This is a genomic window from Bradyrhizobium genosp. P (assembly GCF_049949265.1).
Taxonomy (GTDB): Bacteria; Pseudomonadota; Alphaproteobacteria; order Rhizobiales; family Xanthobacteraceae; genus Bradyrhizobium.
Map to the genome: position 1 here is coordinate 8,059,998 of NZ_CP188195.1, position 17,806 is coordinate 8,077,803.

The following is a 17,806-nucleotide window of genomic DNA, read 5'->3' on the forward strand; positions in this document are numbered from 1 at the left end:
AAAAGTGGACCCCGGTTTTCCGAAAGATCATGCTCAAACAAAGAGACTTAACCATGGCCAGCCGCAACATCAGCGTCAGCGAGACCAGCCGGCCGAAACTGCCGCGCCATGCCAAGCTGAAGTTCGATGAGACGCGGCAGGTCTGGGTGATCCTGGCGCCGGAGCGCGTGCTGGCGCCGGACCAGATCGCAGTCGAAGTGCTGCAACTTTGCGACGGCGTGCGCAGCGTCGGCGATATGGCAGAGCAGCTCGCAGCGAAATACGCAGCACCACGCGAGGCGATCATGACCGACGTGATCGCCATGCTGCAGGATTTGGCCGACAAGGGCTTTCTCACCGAAGCGCGCGAGAAGACGTCATGACCGATATCCTCGCAGGCAACAAGACAGCGACCACGGGCCCGACCGACGGTCTCGCGGTGCTTGAGAATCGCCGCTCGGCGGCGCAGACCTACGGCATCCCGCTCGCGGTGCTCGCCGAGGTCACGCATCGCTGCCCACTGCAATGCCCCTATTGCTCGAACCCGGTCGAGCTCGACCGCGGCAGTACCGAGCTCACCACCGACGAGTGGAAGAAGGTCTTAAGCGAGCTCGCCGAGCTCGGCGTGCTGCAGATCCATTTCTCCGGCGGCGAGCCGACCGCGCGCAAGGACATCGTCGAGCTGGTGCAGCACGCGACCGATGTCGGGCTCTATTCCAATTTGATCACCTCGGCCGTGCTCCTGACCCGGGACAAATTATCGGCGCTGGCCGATGCCGGCCTCAGCCACGTCCAGATCAGCTTCCAGGGCAACGAACCCCTCGTCGCCGATCGCGTCGCAGGCTTGAGGGATGCGCACCGCAAGAAGCTCGAAGTCGCAAAATGGACGCGCGAGCTGGAGCTGCCGCTCACGGTGAATGCCGTGATGCACCGGCAGAACCTGCATCAGCTCTCCGACATCATCCAGATGGCGGTCGATCTCGACGCCGACCGGCTCGAAGTCGCCAACGTGCAGTATTACGGTTGGGCGCTGAAGAACCGCGCCGCGCTGATGCCGACGATCGAGCAGATCGAGGAGACCAGCCGTATCGTCAAAGAGGCCCAGGTACGCCTGAAGGGCACGCTCGCGATCGATTATGTGGTACCGGACTATTACGCGCTGCGGCCGAAGAAATGCATGGGCGGCTGGGGCCGCCAGTTCTTCAACATCTCGCCGGCCGGCAAGGTTTTGCCGTGCCACGCCGCCGAAAGCATCACCGGGCTTGAATTCGAATCGGTGCGGTCGAACCATTCGATCGCCTGGATCTGGCAGAACTCGGAAGCCTTCAACCGCTATCGCGGCACGGGCTGGATGCCCGAGCCGTGCAAATCCTGCGAATTCCGCGAGGACGATTTCGGCGGCTGCCGTTGCCAGGCCTTCGCACTGACCGGCGATGCCGGCAACACCGATCCGGCCTGCGCGCTGTCGCCGCTGCATGACGAGATCTTCAAGCAGGCCGAGCGCGAATCCGCAGGCGCCGAGAGCCGCTTCCTCTACCGCAACTTCGCCGGCGGCACGCTGGAGATGGACGATCATCATGGCGCCTGACGCCGATGCCGGTAAAGCCGCCAGGCGATCCGATCCCTTTGCACCGCTGACATCGGAATTGCTCGATGTCGGCGACGGTCACAACGTCCATGTCGAGAGCGTCGGCCGCGCGGGCGGCACTGCCGCGGTCTATCTGCACGGCGGGCCCGGCAGCGGCTGCCAGCCGGACCATCGCCGCCTGTTCGACCCTGAAAGATTCCACGCCGTGTTGTTCGATCAGCGCGGTTGCGGCCGCAGCCGGCCGAAGGGCAGCCGCGACCACAACACGACGGCGCATTTGATCGCGGACATGGAGAAAATCCGCGAACGGTTCGGCTTCGAGCGCTGGCTGGTGGTCGGCGGCTCCTGGGGCGCAACGCTCGCGCTGGCTTACGCGCAGGCGCATCCCGACCGCGTCAGTGGCCTTGTGCTGCGCGCGACCTTTCTCGGCACGCGTGAGGAGCTCGAGGACGTCTTCCTGCGCGCCTTGCCGCGTTTCTATCCCGGCCTCTACGAGGATTTCCTGAGCGTGCTGCCGGCGGACGAACGCGCCCAGCCGATTGCGGCCTATTATCGCCGCATCCTCGACCCGGACGCGGCCGTGCACGCGCCGGCCGCACGGGCCTGGCACGATACCGAACGCACGCTGTCGGAACACACGCCGAAACAGACGCGGCTCGATCTCGCGGCATTGAAGTCGGGCGCCCTGCCCTCGACGCCGTTCATGGAAGCGCACTATTTCGCCAATGACTGCTTCATGCGGCCGAACCAGCTGATGGAGGACGCAGGCCTGCTCGCCGGCATTCCCGGCATCATGGTGCAGGGCCGCTACGACCTGCTATGCCCGCCGGCGACAACGCATGCACTCGCCGCGCGCTGGCCGGGCAGCGAGGTTCGCGTGATCGATGGCGCCGGCCATATCCTCTACGATCCCGGCATCCGCAATGCCGTGATGAAGGCAATCGCGGATGTGGCGTCGAAAGCGGGATGAGATTGGATCGAATAGCGACCGCGGCGGGACCGCGCCCCCTTGCCCCGTTCTTGCGGGGAGAGGGTTGGGGTGAGGGCTGCTTCCGCATAGGCGGTGACAGATGCTCCCGCGGAGCCTCCCCCTCACCCGGAACGCATCTTGCGATGCGTTCCGGCCTCTTCCCGCAAGCGGGGCGAGGCGAGGCGAAGAGCCGCCGCTCCTCCCTAAACCAAACTCAAATCCTTCGGCTTGATGCCGGTGAAGATGCGCTCAAGGTTGGCCTGCTGCAAACCATAGACGTGCGGGATCAGGCCGGCGAAGAACGCCTTGTGGTGTCGGTCAGCACGGGATAGTCGCGGTTCTGGAATAGCGTTGCCTGCGAGACCTGGACCTGCTCGCCGGCCATGCGGCCGCCATTGATGCCACCGCCCATCACCCAGTAGACGCTGCCATGGCCATGATCGGTGCCGCGGTCGCCGTTCTCGCGGAACGTGCGGCCAAACTCGGAAATCACGACCACGACCGTGTCGCGCCACATCGCAGGGCCGATCTCCTCGGAGAAGCCGGCGAGGCCGCGGCCCAACTCACCCAAGCGGTCGGCGAGATAGCCCGTTGCCGCGGCTGCCATACTTACTCGACCTTACTCGACTTGACGCGCCAGCCAGGCTGTTAGCAACCTAACCGCCGCTGATCGTGGCTTCTCCGCTTGTGCCGTCACAAGGAAATAGCCTTCGGGAAGTTCTGTGGTTGGGCCATGTGGGCGAAGACGACCTGCTGCGATATGGGGTCGAGCATATGCCTCGTCCATCATGGCGACCCCAGCGCCCGCCAGAGCCGCATCCATCGCTTGGGCGCGGGTCTCAACCACGACGCTTCGGATCGGCGGTTCCCCTGTTTTGCATGTCGCGCGCCACCAGCGTGTCCAGTCTGCGAAGCGCGATCGCGCCCTGATGACCGTGCTTGCACTGGAAAGGTCGGCCAGATCCGGACGGGCGACAGGCGCAAGCGTTTCGTGGAACAACAGAGTGGCTGACAGGTCCTGCCAATCCCCAAGACCATGGCGGACGGCGCAATCAATATCTTCTGCTGCAAGATCGAGCACCCGCGTAGTCGTGGAAATTGCCAGCTCGATGTTGGGATGCTGATGCTGCCAGTCCGCAAGGCGGGGGATCAGCCAAAGCGACGCGAAGGTCGCCACGGTGCTGATGCGCAACTGTCCCCGCCGCCGACGAAGCGGCGCCACCGCCGCCTCGATACGGTCGAGCGCGTTGCCCATCACCATCAGGAGGGACTGCGCATCATCCGTGAGCACGGCACAGCGGCCGGACTGACGGACGAGAATGACACCGAGTTGTCGCTCCAGTTCAGCGATCCGGTGCGACAGTGCCGAACGGGTCACTCCAAGCGTCTCTGCCGCGGCGCTGAGGGAGGATGCTTTCTTCAGGGCTGCCAGGGCCTGCAAGTTCCTTGTCGAAGGCAGGTCCATATAGGTAGGTCCATATCGCTGTGGCTCCGACGCGACGCGTGAATATATCTCACGCATGGGCGTGTGCGAAGCCGCTACGGTGGCCTGCGGAGGTTCTCATGACCAAAGCTACCTTTGACCAGTTCGCGGCTTACAATCGGTGGGCGAACGCCCGCATTTACGCCGCGGCGCTGGCGCTTCCCGAGGAGGCGTATAGGCGGCCGGTCGGCGTGTTCTTCGGCAGCCTTCATGGGACGCTCAATCACCTACTCCTCGCAGATCGAGTGTGGCTTCGTCGACTGACAGGCGAAGGCGAACATCCTGATCGTCTTAATGCCATCATCTTTGATGACCGGCATGACCTCGCCCGTGCTCGCTTTGAGGAGGACAAGCGGCTCGTGATGGTTGTCTCAGCCTACGAGGAAGCGCAGTTGAATCGTGTTCATGCCTACAGAACCACGAGCGGGCAACCGCAGGAACAGCGGATCGCCGACATCCTCCAGCATCTGTTCAATCATCAGACGCACCATCGAGGCCAGGCCCACGCTTGCGTGTCGATCCTGACCGGCAAGGAACCACCATCGCTCGACCTTCTCGCGTTTCAGCGCGGCGCACCGGCGCCGCCTATCTTCGAAAGTCTGCTTTCAAGCTCCCCCCAAATGCCATCGGACGGCTAACAATGGTCAAAAAGTCTCTGGAGCGGGATGGTATTTGTCTGGAGCGGCAGCGGAGGTTCACCTCTCCCTTGGGAGAGGTCGATTTGCGCAGCAAACCGGGTGAGGGGTTACGGTCTATCGAGAGAGCAAGAGCCCTCACCCGGATTGCACTGGACGATGCTTCGCATCGCCAGGCGCAATCCGACCTCTCCCCGGTGGGGGAGAGGTGAACCGAAAGCGCGGCAGCCGCTCCGATGAAGCGAGCACTACAATCCCGGTGACCTCGCCGCCCAAGCTTTGGTGGCCTGGCAGCTTTCCATCGCTCGGGCGTAGGCAGGGCGTGCCGTCGTGCGGGCGAGATAGTCCCGCTCGATAGAACCCGGGACGTAGTTGCCAGTTCGCAGGCCGAGCAGGAGGGCGTAGCTCACCGAGATATCGGCAGCAGTGAATCGGTCGCCGGCGAGATAGGGGCAATCCGCAAGGCGGCGGATAACCAACCCCAGCCGGCTCTCGAAGGTCTCGAGTGCCCAGCAAGTAACCCGGGCATCTCGCTCGGCTTCGGGCGCCAGTTGGCGACCGACAATGACGGCGTTCATCGGCCCGGCGAGCCCGGCCTCGCCCAAGTGGAGAAATTGCAGATAGGAAGCGAAGGCGGGATCGTCCGGGGCGACGGCAAGCGAACCTGAGCCGCGGCGGGCGAGCAGGTACTCAAGAATCGCGATCGATTCGACCATGATCGTCTCGCCGTCTTGTAGTGCGGGAATGAAGCCGGCAGAGTTGATCGCGAGGAAATCGCGATCATTCTCGACAGCCAGCAGATCGACCGGGCGCAGCCGATAAGCCAATCCTAATTCCTCAAGCAGCCAAACAACACGGAAGCCGCGACCTTCGCCATAGACGGTGAGCATGGTTGAGCGTTCCTGGATTGGGCGCTTTGGGGTTTGAGGCGCGCGCTGGACTTGCTCGTCGGCCGTCCGGCTGCCATGGCACGATTTCTGGATAATGGAAAAATACCGCTGATTTGCCCGACGGGTCAAGTTGCCGTGTCGGACACCGGCAACCGACGGCTCCTTTGCATGGGGTTGTTTTCGATATTTTGGCAGTGCCCCTTCAAACCAAACTCAGATCCTTCGGCTTGATGCCGGTGAAGATGCGTTCGAGGTTGGCCTGCTGCAAACCGTAGACGTGCTGGATCAGGCCGGCGAAGAACGCCTTGTAGTCGGTCAGCACCGGGTAGTCGCGATTCTGGAACAAGGTCGCCTGCGAGACCTGGACCTGCTCGCCGGCCATGCGGCCGCCATTGATGCCGCCGCCCATCACCCAGTAGACGCTGCCATGGCCGTGATCGGTGCCGCGGTCGCCGTTCTCGCGGAACGTGCGGCCAAACTCGGAAATCACCACCACGACCGTGTCACGCCACATCGCAGGCCCAATCTCCTCGGAGAAGCCGGCGAGGCCGCGGCCCAACTCGCCCAGGCGGTCGGCGAGATAGCCGGTCGCCGCGCCCTGGTTGACATGGGTGTCCCAGCCGCCGACATCGACGAAGCCGAGATTGAACTGCTCGCGCATCAACCGCCCGATCCGCCGCGCCGACAGTTCGAAGCCGCGCGGCGAGACCGCGCCGCGGTTGGCCGCCGTCATCTCCTCGGAGACCGACTTGTAGACGTCGTCGCGGACGCGAAAACCCTCCGATACCGAGCTGGCGAGATTGCCCTGGGTGTACATCTGCTTGATCAGCCGCGCCTGGCGGTCGTCGACGCCGGGCTTGCTGACGCTGGCGATGCCGGTGTTCGGGATCTGGTTCTGGCCGCGGAAGATCAGCGGCAACTGATCGGTGAAGGAGATCGGCTTGACCCGCGTCAGCTCAGTTGCAAGCCGGTTCATGAAGCCGGAACGGTAGTCGCGGCTGCCGCCGACCGCCTGGCCGAGCTCGATCGTGTCCTGGGTCTCGAAATGGCTGCGCGAGAGGTCGTCGCTGGTGCCGGCGAACGGGATGAAGGCCACCTCGCGCTTGGCCCACAGCGGATAGATCGAATCGCGCAAGCTTGGATGCAGGCCCCATCCGGCGTCGAGCGCCAGCGCCGCGTTTGGATTGCCGGCATCGGGCCGCGCGACCGCGAGAGTCGGACGCGAGGCGTAATAGAACTCGCTGCCGATGGGCACGATCACATTGGCGGCGTCGTAGGCGCCGCGCAGGAACACGACGAGCAGGCGCGCGTCGGTCGCGGGCGCGGCCCAGACCCGCCCGGCGACGGTGAGCGAAGCCGAAGCGGCGAAGGCCTTGATCAGTTCACGGCGGTTCATGGCGAACCTCCCTTTCAGTGCATGAATTCCGGTGACGATAGAAAGAGCGTGTTCCAGTCCTGCGGGGACATCGCCTGGTCGAGTGCGGCGAGCGTCGTCGGGCTCAGCGTCTGGCGCAAATTGTTGAAGTAGAGTCCGTTCATGACCAGCGGAAACGCCGGCTGGTCGGCGGCGTTGGGCTCGTTCGGCTTGAACAGCCCGGCCGAGCCCGATCCGATCGCGCGCGCGATCTCGAAGCGCAGCATCATCTGTCCGGGACCGTTCCATGCCGCCGACAGCATCGAATATCCGTCGGGGGTGTCGTGGTTGAACAGGCCCTCCGACAGGCGGTTGAGCCAGTTCTGAATCGGCAGCGTGTTGAGGATGACCTTGTTGTCGTAGGCAAGCCGCACCGCCGACATCACATAGACCACCGGATCCTTGAATTTCGTGCCGCCCTTCAAGGTCGCCGTGAATTCCGGCGCGTGCACCAGGGTCGACATGACAGCCGCGATATCTCCATCGGTCTTCTGGAAGGTCTGCGCCATGCGCTGCACCAGCGCGTCGGGCGGATTGTCCGACACGAAGTAGGTCGCAAGCTGCCTTGATATATGCGTGGCGGTGGCGGGATGACGGCAGAGGATGTCGAGCGCTTCGTCGACCTCCGCGAGGCCACGGCCCTTGATCTGATGGCCGAGGAAGGTCTTGTCGCCATAGTCGTGGCGTGCCGGGTTGAATTCGAACGCGCCTTCACGGACAAGCTGGGATTGCAGCTCGGGCTTCAGCTTGGGGTCCTCCGGCTTGAAATCGATGCCGACGCCGGTCAGTATCCGTGCCAGCGCCTCGACATCGGCCTGGCTATAGCCGGAGCCGACGCCCATCGTGTGCAGCTCCATGATCTCGCGGGCGTAGTTCTCGTTGAGATGGCCGGCCGCGTTGTCGGCATTGTCGAGATAACGCAGCATCACCGGATGATGCAGCGTCGCGGCGAGCAGGTCGCGGAACTTGCCGAGCGCATAAGGCCTGATCGCGCGATCCTCGTAGTCGCCTACCAGCACGCGGATGTTAGCCTTGTACTGGTGGACATTGAAGTGGTTGAACCAGAACCAGGTCATGCGCTCGCGCAACTGGTCCGGCGCATAGAGCGCGTACAGGATGCTGCGGGCGGCGGCCTGTCTGCCGCGGTCGTTCATGGCCTGCTGATAGACCTGTTGCGCCGCCTTCTTCTGCTCGGGGTCGGCGACCTGGTTGGCGGACTTCGCCTGCTGATCGAAGCTGACGGCGATATCGAACGGAAAGCGATGCACGTCCGGCATCGCCTCGACTTGGGCGCGGGCGGCTTCCGGCAAGGTCGAGTTGGCCGGGTGCAATTGTTCCTGCAGCCACCGCTCGACGCCGATTTCGCGCAGATGCGCCGCACTCGCGGCGTTGACGCCCCAGGTCAGGCGATCGAGCAGCGCGACGTCCTGTGCGGCGAGTTCGGCGGCGCGGGCGGGCTGGTGGCAAGCCACCAGCCCTGCGATCGCACCGATCAGAAGCGTCGAGACCGACCGGAATCCGGGAGAGCCTGATGTTCTCATGGATGCTGACCTGCTCATGGCGTCACGCCCTCAGTGCTTGCACTTTCCAGGAGGGCATGGCGGCGGCTTCGGGGCGGCAGGCCGCGGCGGCGGCGCGGCACGCTGCGCCACCGGCCGCGGGGGCGGCGGCGGGGCAGCACGCGGAGGCGGAGCGGGAGCCGGATGCGGCGCGACGGCTGCCGCACGTGGTGGCGGCGGGGCAGCCGGGCGCGGTGGCGGCGCCGGACGCGAGGCCGGTGGCCGGGTTACTGCGGCCCGCACCGGTGCGGGCCGCGCAGCCGGAGCCGGTCTTGCCGGCGCCGCGCGAACTGCTGCTTTCGGACGTGTCGCGGTCGCAGGCTTCAGCGTGCTGGTCGGCGCCGTCGCTGCATGCGTCAGCGGTGCCGCCGCGGGCGGCTTGCCCGCGGTCAAGGGCGCGTTCGTCGTCCCCGGGGCAGGCCTTCCGGCCGTCCCGTGCGGGGGCGCGTTGGCGGGCGCCAGGGCCGTGGCGGGCCTGCCGGGAGCAAGTGCATTCGGCCTGGCGCCGGGTTGTGCCGGGGTCGTGGGCGCCGTTGCCGTCGCGGGCAATGGCGGTCCGTTCCTGGCACCCGGCAAGGTATGGACCCCGGGCGCGCCAGGTCCGGCAGGAGCGGCAGCGTTCGGCGTGGCGCCGGGCAACGCCGGTGCGGTGCCGGTCCGCGCACCAGGCCCCGGCTGACCGCCTTGCTGACCGCCCGGCTGCGCCAGATTGGCGCGCTGCAACGCGGCGGGCGGCAGCGACGGTCCCCTCGTGATAGGCCCGCCGGGGACCGTTGGCCTCACCCCGGCCGCAGCGAGTTGCGCCGGCGTCGGGTTGGGATTGTTGATCACGGTGTTGATGATCGTGGTGTTGTGGATGTTGTTGAACACGATGTTGTTCGGCGGCGGCACGACATAGGCCGGCGCTGCGACATAGGCCGGCATCGCCACGAAGAACGGGATCGGCAGCACGAACAGGCCGATCGGCGGCGGCGGTGGCGGCAGCACCACGAAATCCGGCGGCGGTGGCGGCAGGAAGAACAGCGGCGGTGGCGGCGGTGGCGCAAAGGCAAACGCCGGGTCGCTGTAATAGAGCACCGGACGATCGACATAGTCGACCTCATCAGGCGGCGGCGGCGGCACGTCGTAGGCGATCGGCGCGAACTGCGGCGGCGGCTCAAGCGCAGCCGAGAGATAGCTCAGCCGGCGCCGCGCATCGAACGCATGCGGGCCGTGTGGATAGCGATTGAGATAGGACCAGTAAGCGTCCGGCGTATCGGCGTTGTAGGTGCGGCGCCAGGTGATCGCCTCGCGCCGCGCGGCGACGATCGCGCGGACCCGCCTGGCGAGCGGATCGTTCGGGTAGGCCTGCAGATAATCCTGGTAGCCCGGCAGCGTGTCGCGCTCCAGCGCCGCCGTATAGGCATCCTGCGCCGAGAAATCACGGATCGGCTTGGTGCGCATTCCGGCGTCGGTCTGGGCCGGCGGCGCATCCGGCTTGCGCTCGAAGAACACGAAGGGTGCATCGATCTTCTGCGCGTCCCACGGAATCTGCGCGCCCTTGGTCATGTCGTTGACGCGCAGGCGAACCCGGTCGAACACGTCGGGCAGAGACAGACCGCCGGTGCGGATCATTTCCGCCAGCGCCTGGGCATAGGGACCGTAAGGCGGCGCGCCGTCCGGCGCGACGGTGCCGGGCGCGGAGTTGAAGGCAACCAGCATCTTCGGATCGGGATCGACCAGCGCGAGGCCGCCGGCCAGCGGCTGGCCGTCCTTGGCAAACGAATTGCTGCGCGCCGCATCGAGCACGATCACATCAGCCTTGATCCCCAGCGCCGAGAGTTGATGCGTGTAGTCGGACATCCTGATCGCTTCGACCGGCACATCGGTGTCGCGTGCGATCTTGGCATCGACCGGCACGAAGTAGTTCTCGCCGGTCAGTTGCACCCCATAACCTGCGAGATAGACGAAGGCGACGGTGTTCGGTCCGGCGTCCTGCACCTTCTGGATGAAGTCGCGGAACGACTTGCGCAGCGTCTCGCCATCGAGGTCGCGCGCGCCGATCACGTCGAAGCCGGCCGCCTGCAAGGTCTGCGCGATCAATCCGGCATCGTTGGCCGCGGTCTGCAGCGGGCTCGCCTGGTACGCACCATTGCCGACGACGAGCGCGAGCCGCTTTTCCTGATCCTGCGCATGCACGGGAAGCGACGCGAGCGACACCAGACCGACGATCAATGCCCACAAAATTCGCGCCATCGCGGCGTCCCCTTTTTTCATTTCAGCAATCTTCCGGACGAATGGAAATGCAGTATCCGTGAACCCGCGCTGAACAGAATTGCACGAATTGTGGCAATCCTTGGTCTGAGCTGGTTTTCATTGCAGGAACCGGCTTCCGTTGCAGCGGCCGTTCGGCAATATTCGGCAGTCAAATCAGGCACCCAGGAGCAAACGATGCCGATCGCCGGACAGGGCATGCTGCTGACATCGATGGATGTCGACACCTTACACGAGGCTGAATTCAATCGCTGGTACGACCGCGAACATCTCGAAGAACGGGTGGCGATCGACGGATTCCTCGAAGCGCGCCGCTACGTCGCCCATAACGGCAAGCCGAAATATCTCAGCCTCTACTCGACCGCGACATTCGAGGTGCTCGACAGCCCGGCCTACCGCACGGCGCTCGCCGGCCAGACCGAATGGTCGAAGGCCAACATCGCGCGGTTTGAAAACATGATCCGCGGGGTCGCGCGCATCACGATCAGCCGCGGCACGGGCCGAGGCGCAGCGCTCGGCATCATCCGCCTGCGTCCGCCCGCTGACGGTGCGGACAAGCTTCGCGCCGCCTTGCGCGAGCGGCTTGATCCCTCCGCACGGGACGGCGTCATCTCGATGCATCTGCTGGAGAACGATCCGGCGCTCTCGAAGCCGCTCACCTCGGGCGCAGCGGAGGACGATCCCGGCGCCGGCGACTGGTTCGTGCTGATCGATGCCACAGATGTGAACACCATCCCCGCGGCTGCGGCCGGCATCACCGACAATGCTGCGTTCAAGCCGCTGATCGTCTCGAAAGGCGTCTACCGGCTGCTGTGGGACATCGCGAAGAGCGATCTTCCACGCGGCTAAACACATCGAATGCGGCGGCGCACCATATTGCACCGCCGCATAACTAGTTCGAGACGAGCGCTCCACGCACATCAGCCGCGCGAAAGCTGCTGATCGCGCAAATTTGCCTTTGCCATTTCTGGAACCGGTCTAATAAGATAACCCTATGATCCAATTCAAAAACCAGAACAACGTCGCGTGAGCGTTCGTCGTCAACAATAAGGCCGCGCCTCTGGCATTTTTCGCGCGGGTCAAAGGTAGGAATGAAACCGACTGATATCTCGGCGCCGGATTACTTTCATAAAGTAGTCGATTGCCAATGGGCCTGCCCCGCACACACTCCCGTTCCCGAGTACATCCGGTTGATTGCTGAGGGGCGTTACAGCGACGCCTACATGATCAATTGGCAGTCGAACGTGTTCCCCGGAATCCTGGGACGCACCTGTGACCGTCCGTGCGAGCCCGCGTGCCGCCGCGGCCGCGTCGAGGAAACGCCAGTAGCGATCTGCCGCCTGAAGCGCGTCGCGGCTGACTTCAAGGACGATATCAAGCATCGGCTGCCGAGGCCGGGACCGAAGAACGGCAGGCGCATCGCGCTGGTCGGCGGCGGCCCCGCCTCGCTTGCGGTGGCCCGCGATCTCGCGCCGCTCGGCTATCACTGCACCGTGTTCGACGGCGACCCGAAGGCCGGCGGCATGATGCGCAGCCAGATTCCAAAATTCCGGCTGCCCGATAGCGTGATCGACGAGGAGACCGACTACATCCTCAATCTCGGCATCGAGTTCAAGGGCGGCCATCGCGTCGACAGCCTGAAGCAGCTGCTGTCCGAGAACTATGACGCGATCTTTGTCGGCAGCGGCGCGCCGCGTGGCCGCGAACTCGAGATTCCCGGCCGCAAGGAAGCTGCCGCCAACATCCATATCGGCATCGAGTGGCTGTCATCGGTGTCGTTCGGCCATATCGAGAAGATCGGGCGCCGCGTCATCGTACTCGGCGGCGGCAACACCGCGATGGATTGCTGCCGCACCGCGCGCCGCCTCGGCGGCGACAGCGTCAGGGTGATCGTCCGCTCCGGCTTCGAGGAGATGAAGGCCTCACCCTGGGAGAAGGAAGACGCCCTCCACGAGGACATTCCGATCCTCAACTACATGGTGCCGACAGCCTTCGTTCACGACAACGGCAAGCTGATCGGCGTCACCTTCCAGAAGGTCAAGGCCGAGTACGACGCCAAGGGCCGGCGCAATCTGGTGCCCTCGGGTGAGGCGGACGAAACCGTGCCCTGCGACGATGTGCTGGTCGCGGTCGGCCAGGAGAATGCGTTTCCCTGGATCGAGGCCGATTGCGGCGTCGAGTTCGACAAATGGCACATGCCGAAAGTCGATCCCAAGACGTTCGTCTCGACCAATCCGAAAGTGTTCTTCGGCGGCGACGCGGCGTTCGGGCCGAAGAACATCATCTGGGCGGTGGCGCACGGCCATGACGCCGCGCTCTCGATCCACAGGCTGCTGTCCGGCGAGGACATCAACGAGCGCCCGCTGCCCGAGGTGCATGTCTCCTCGCAGAAGATGGGCATCCACGAGTGGAGCTACGACAACGACATCTCCGCCGACAAGCGGTACAAGGTGCCGCATCGCGACAAGGTGATCGCGCTGAAGGACATCCGCACCGAGGTCGAGCTCGGCTACGACCTCAAGCTCGCGCTCGGCGAGGCGCAGCGCTGCCTGAATTGCGACGTGCAGACGGTGTTTTCCGCGCCGCTCTGCATCGAATGCGACGCCTGCGTCGACATCTGCCCGATGGACTGCATCACCTTCACCGAGAACGGCGAAGAGGATGATCTGCGGCAGCGGCTGAAGGCCCCCTCGCCGCATCACGACCAGGCGATCTATGTCGCCGACGGCCTGAAGACCGGACGCGTGATGGCGAAGGACGAGGATGTCTGCCTGCACTGCGGGCTGTGTGCCGAGCGCTGTCCGACCGGCGCCTGGGATATGCAAAAATACCTCATCGATATGGTTCAAGCGGGATCAACATGCCAGTCCAAAGCCCGATCAGCAGCGTAAACGACTTCGTCGTCCGCTTCGCCAACGTCAACGGCTCGGGCTCCGCCTCTGCCAACGAACTGTTTGCGCGCTCGATCCTGCGCCACGGCGTACCGGTGAGCCCACGCAACATCTTCCCGTCCAACATTCAGGGCCTGCCGACCTGGTACGAGGTGCGCGTCACCGAAGCCGGTCATCTCGGCGCCCGCGGCGGCGTCGACATGATGGTGGCGATGAACCCGCAAACCTGGGACAAGGACGTCGCTGGAATCGAGCCCGGCGGCTATCTGTTCTACGATTCGACCAAGCCGATGCCGACGTCGAAGTTCCGCGAGGACATCAACGTCATCGGGGTGCCGCTGACCGCGATCACCAACTCGACCTACACCGATCCGCGGCAGCGCCAGCTGTTCAAGAACATCATCTATCTCGGCGCGCTCTGCGCCCTGCTCGACCTTGATCCCAAGCTGGTCGAGCAACTGATCGGCGAGCAATACAAGGGCAAGGAGAAGCTGTTGTCCTCCAACGTCCATGCGCTGCATCTCGGCCGCGACTGGGCACTGCAGAACCTGAAATGCCCGATCGGGCTGCGGGTGAAGAAATCGGACAAGGTCGGCGACCGCATCTTCATCGAGGGCAACAGCGCGGCGGCGCTCGGCGCGGTCTATGGGGGCGCCACCGTCTGCGCCTGGTATCCGATCACGCCGTCGTCTTCGGTCGCGGAAGCTTTCACTGCTCATTGCAAGAAGTATCGCCACGACCCTGAAACCAAAAAGGCGAAATACGCCATCGTGCAGGGTGAAGACGAGCTTGCCTCGATCGGCATCGTGATCGGCGCCTCCTGGAACGGCGCGCGGGCCTTTACCGCGACCTCGGGTCCGGGCATTTCGCTGATGACCGAATTCATCGGCCTGTCCTACTTCGCCGAGATCCCGGCCGTGATCATGAACATCCAGCGCGCCGGCCCCTCGACGGGCATGCCGACCCGCACCCAGCAATGTGACGTCATCTCCTGCGCCTATGCGTCGCATGGCGACACCAAGCATGTGCTGCTGTTCCCGGAGGATCCCGCGGAGGCCTTCGAGTTCGCTGCCGTCGCGTTCGATCTCGCCGAGCGGCTGCAAACCACGATCTTCCTGATGCTCGATCTCGATATCGGCATGAACCATCGGCTAAGCCGCCCGCTGAAATGGGACGACGCAAGGCAATATGACCGCGGCAAGGTGATGACCGCCGAGATGCTCGACGAAGGCCGCGACTTCGGCCGCTATCTCGACGTCGACGGCGACGGCATCCCTTATCGCACGTATCCCGGCACCCATCCGACCAAGGGCTCCTACTTCACCCGTGGCACCTCGCGCGACCGCTATGCGCGTTATTCGGAAGAAGGCGCCGTCTACGCCGACAACATGCAGCGTCTGGTACGCAAGTTCGAGACCGCGCAGGACATGGTGCCGCGGCCGCTGCAAGCCAATGCGGCGAAGCCAACCAAATACGGCGTGATCTATTTCGGCTCGACGTCACCTGCGATGGACGAGGCGATCGGCATCCTGGAGGCACGCGGGCATCACCTCGACCGCCTGCGCGTCCGGGCCTTCCCGTTCCACTCCAGCGTCGCGAGCTTCATCGCCGATCATGATTTTGTTTACGTGGTCGAGCAGAACCGCGACGCCCAGCTCCGCCAGCTGATCGTCAACGAGAACGGAATTGATCCGGTCCGGCTGGTGCCGATCCTGCACTTTGACGGCACGCCGATCACCGCCCGCTTCATCGCCAATTCGATCGGCGACCACCAGGACCACCTCAAGGTCACCCCTCTCCGCAAGGCCGTGTCATGACCTACATTGCAAAACCGAAGTTTCATCATCCCGGCCTGAAGAAGAACGATCTCGGCTACACCCACCGCGACTATGAGGGCAAGATCTCAACGCTGTGCGCCGGCTGCGGCCACGACTCGATCACCGCCTCGATCATCGAGGCGTGCTACGAACTGTCGATCGAGCCGCACCGGGTGGCGAAGATCTCCGGCATCGGCTGCTCGTCGAAGACGCCGGACTACTTCCTCGGCAATTCGCACGGCTTCAATTCGGTGCACGGCCGCATGCCGTCGGTGCTGACCGGAGCCAACCTGGCCAACCGCGACCTGATCTATCTCGGCGTCTCCGGCGACGGCGATTCGGCGTCGATCGGCTTCGGCCAGTTCGCGCATTCGATCCGGCGCGGCGTCAACATGACCTACATCGTCGAGAACAACGGCGTCTACGGCCTGACCAAGGGCCAGTTCTCGGCGACCGCCGACCGTGGCTCGAAGTCGAAAAAGGGCGTCACCAACACCGACAACGCGATCGACCTGGTCGCGATCGCGCTGCAGCTTGGAGCGACCTTCGTGGCGCGCAGCTTCTCCGGCGACAAGACGCAATTGGTCCCGTTGATTGCCGCCGCGATCCGGCACAAGGGCGCGTCCTTTATCGACGTGATCAGCCCCTGCATCGCCTTCAACAACCATGCTGGCTCGACCAAGAGCTTCGACTATGTCCGCGAGCACAACGACGCGGTGAACCGGCTCGACGTGCTGGTCGGCCGCGATCCGATCAGCGTCGACTATGCGCCGGGCACCGTGCAGGTGGTCGAGCAGCATGACGGCACGAAGCTGGCGCTGCGCAAGCTCGACGCCGACTACGATCCGCATGACCGGCTCGGCGCAATGACCTTCCTGCAGAAACATGCGGCCAAGGGCCAGATCGTCACTGGACTGCTCTATGTCGATCCGGACGCCGACGATTTGCACACCCATCTCGACACTGTCGAGACGCCGCTCAACACGCTGGACGAAAAGGCGCTTTGCCCCGGCTCCGCCGTGCTGGACAAGATCAACGCCAGCTTGCGCTGAGGCAATGCCCGATATCGCGCCGGGCCTTTCGGGCTGAACCTGGAAGGCCCGGCTTGCGTTTTGGCGGTTACTTGTCGCTCAGGACGTCGCCGAACAGCGCCCACGACTTGCCGTCGAACCGCGCCATCTGGATTTGCCGGATCGGCGTCACATTGTCGGGCTCGGTCTGGATCTTGATGCCCGGCAACAGCATCGGCAGCTCCAGCGCCTTGAGGTTGCTGGCCTGCTTGATGATGTTGTCGCGGCTGTAATCGCCATTGCAGTTCTTCAGCACCGCCGTCATGACCTGCGCGACCGTGTAGCCCTGCGCGTTGAAGAGATCGCCCATATTGGCGTTGGGCTGGTACTTCTTCATCCAGGCCGAAAACTCCTTCTGGCCGGGATCGTCGGCCCAGCGCGGATCGGTCGGATCTTTCAGATAGAGGCCGGTCACGACACCGACGACGTTCTCGAGGCCGGCCGGTTCGAGCACCGCCGACACGGAATTCGAGACGGTCGGCAGGATGGTCAGCGGCTTCCAGCCCATGCTCGCCGCCTTGCGCAGCGCCTGTGCCGCGAATTTCGGCGTCGCCTCCGCGAAGAACACATCCGCACCGGACTCGCGCATCGTCACCATCTGCGAATCGATGGTCGGATCGCTCGTCAGATAGGTCGTCTCCGAGACGAGCTGGCCGACATGCTCGCCGAGCCCGTCCTTGAAACCCCTGAGATAATCCTTGCCGGCATCTTCGTTCGGCGTGATGACGGCGATCTTCGCATCCGGCTTGGTCTTCAGGATGTATTTTGCGTAGAGCCTGCCTTCGAGCTCGTAGGTCGGATTGAAGCCGACCGTCCAGGGGAACTGCTTCGGATCGTTCCAGCGCGTCGCGCCGGATGAGACAAAGAGCTGAGGCACGTGCTTGATGTTCAGATACTTCTGCACAGCGATGTTGGGCGCGGTGCCGACCGCGCTGAAGATCGCAAGCACTTCATCCTGCTCGACGAGCTTGCGCGTCTGCTCGACTGTCTTCGACGGCGAATAGGCGTCGTCGAGACTCTCGAACTCGATCTTGCGGCCGTTGATGCCGCCCTGATCGTTCAGCATCTGGAAATACGCCGCCTCGGCGCGCGCGACCGTGCCGTAGGCGGATGCCGGGCCGCTGTAGGGCGCGGTGTTTCCGATCTTGATCGACGTCTCGGCTGCAACGGATGGCGAGATCGACAAGGCCGAGAGTGCGGTGAAGGCGAGAAAGCTCGCCAGACAGGCGCGAGTTGACAAGGGTGTATCCTCTTCTT

At 64.2% G+C, this 17,806-nt stretch carries 14 protein-coding genes and 1 pseudogene; 8 read left to right on the forward strand and 7 right to left on the reverse strand.

The genetic code is table 11. The features are described 5' to 3' along the window. Positions 1-53: 53 nt before the first annotated feature. From pqqD to pip, 3 genes are read left to right on the forward strand one after another with little or no spacing between them, the layout of a single operon-like run. Positions 54-362 (forward strand): pyrroloquinoline quinone biosynthesis peptide chaperone PqqD, encoded by a 309-nt coding sequence (gene pqqD / locus ACP2YO_RS38770; protein WP_426436337.1) that lies wholly within the window; start codon positions 54-56, stop codon positions 360-362. Beyond that, positions 359-1,567 (forward strand): pyrroloquinoline quinone biosynthesis protein PqqE, encoded by a 1,209-nt coding sequence (gene pqqE, locus ACP2YO_RS38775; RefSeq protein ID WP_426436339.1) that lies wholly within the window; start codon positions 359-361, stop codon positions 1,565-1,567. The genes pqqD and pqqE overlap by 4 nt, the downstream gene beginning before the upstream one ends. Further along, positions 1,557-2,537, forward strand: a complete 981-nt coding sequence (gene pip, locus ACP2YO_RS38780) for a prolyl aminopeptidase (RefSeq protein WP_426436341.1) — start codon at positions 1,557-1,559, stop codon at positions 2,535-2,537. Before pqqE ends, pip begins: the two co-directional genes overlap by 11 nt. 203 nt (positions 2,538-2,740) lie before the next feature. Here the strand turns inward: pip and ACP2YO_RS38785 are convergent. Next, positions 2,741-3,135: pseudogene (locus ACP2YO_RS38785) on the reverse strand (DUF1501 domain-containing protein); the annotation flags it as partial. A 21-nt stretch (positions 3,136-3,156) separates the two neighbouring features. Next, complete coding sequence (locus tag ACP2YO_RS38790; protein ID WP_426436343.1) at positions 3,157-4,002, reverse strand: LysR substrate-binding domain-containing protein; 846 nt, start codon at positions 4,000-4,002, stop codon at positions 3,157-3,159. A gap of 98 nt (positions 4,003-4,100) precedes the next feature. On the opposite strand from ACP2YO_RS38790, the gene ACP2YO_RS38795 reads away from it, so the two are divergent. Then, entirely contained in the window at positions 4,101-4,658 is a 558-nt protein-coding gene (locus ACP2YO_RS38795; RefSeq protein WP_426436345.1) for a DinB family protein, read from the forward strand. 245 nt (positions 4,659-4,903) lie between these two features. On the opposite strand, the gene ACP2YO_RS38800 is transcribed toward ACP2YO_RS38795, so the two are convergent. The 4 genes from ACP2YO_RS38800 to ACP2YO_RS38815 form a co-directional block, all read right to left on the reverse strand. Then, positions 4,904-5,545: a glutathione S-transferase family protein gene (locus ACP2YO_RS38800; RefSeq protein ID WP_426436347.1), complete on the reverse strand. Its 642-nt coding sequence runs from the start codon at positions 5,543-5,545 to the stop codon at positions 4,904-4,906. Positions 5,546-5,747: 202 nt separating this feature from the next. Further along, a complete protein-coding gene (locus ACP2YO_RS38805; protein ID WP_426436349.1) occupies positions 5,748-6,941 on the reverse strand; it encodes a DUF1501 domain-containing protein in 1,194 nt (397 codons plus the stop codon). 14 nt (positions 6,942-6,955) lie between these two features. Next, complete coding sequence (locus ACP2YO_RS38810; RefSeq protein ID WP_426436351.1) at positions 6,956-8,500, reverse strand: DUF1800 domain-containing protein; 1,545 nt, start codon at positions 8,498-8,500, stop codon at positions 6,956-6,958. Positions 8,501-8,530: 30 nt separating this feature from the next. Next, positions 8,531-10,753, reverse strand: a complete 2,223-nt coding sequence (locus ACP2YO_RS38815) for a caspase family protein (protein WP_426436353.1) — start codon at positions 10,751-10,753, stop codon at positions 8,531-8,533. 195 nt (positions 10,754-10,948) lie between these two features. Here ACP2YO_RS38815 and ACP2YO_RS38820 point away from each other — a divergent pair, with 195 nt between their 5' ends. The 4 genes from ACP2YO_RS38820 to ACP2YO_RS38835 all read left to right on the forward strand — a co-directional run bounded on the left by ACP2YO_RS38820 (position 10,949) and on the right by ACP2YO_RS38835 (position 16,531). After that, positions 10,949-11,620: a hypothetical protein gene (locus tag ACP2YO_RS38820; protein WP_426436355.1), complete on the forward strand. Its 672-nt coding sequence runs from the start codon at positions 10,949-10,951 to the stop codon at positions 11,618-11,620. A 242-nt stretch (positions 11,621-11,862) separates the two neighbouring features. Beyond that, positions 11,863-13,662, forward strand: a complete 1,800-nt coding sequence (locus ACP2YO_RS38825; RefSeq protein WP_426436357.1) for an FAD-dependent oxidoreductase — start codon at positions 11,863-11,865, stop codon at positions 13,660-13,662. Continuing rightward, on the forward strand, positions 13,632-15,479 hold the full coding sequence (locus tag ACP2YO_RS38830) for a 2-oxoacid:acceptor oxidoreductase subunit alpha (protein ID WP_426436359.1): 1,848 nt from the start codon (positions 13,632-13,634) through the stop codon (positions 15,477-15,479). Before ACP2YO_RS38825 ends, ACP2YO_RS38830 begins: the two co-directional genes overlap by 31 nt. After that, positions 15,476-16,531, forward strand: a complete 1,056-nt coding sequence (locus ACP2YO_RS38835) for a 2-oxoacid:ferredoxin oxidoreductase subunit beta (RefSeq protein ID WP_426436361.1) — start codon at positions 15,476-15,478, stop codon at positions 16,529-16,531. Before ACP2YO_RS38830 ends, ACP2YO_RS38835 begins: the two co-directional genes overlap by 4 nt. A 67-nt stretch (positions 16,532-16,598) precedes the next feature. Here the strand turns inward: ACP2YO_RS38835 and ACP2YO_RS38840 are convergent, their stop codons facing one another. Continuing rightward, entirely contained in the window at positions 16,599-17,789 is a 1,191-nt protein-coding gene (locus ACP2YO_RS38840) for an ABC transporter substrate-binding protein (protein WP_426436363.1), read from the reverse strand. Between the last annotated feature and the right edge of the window lie 17 nt (positions 17,790-17,806).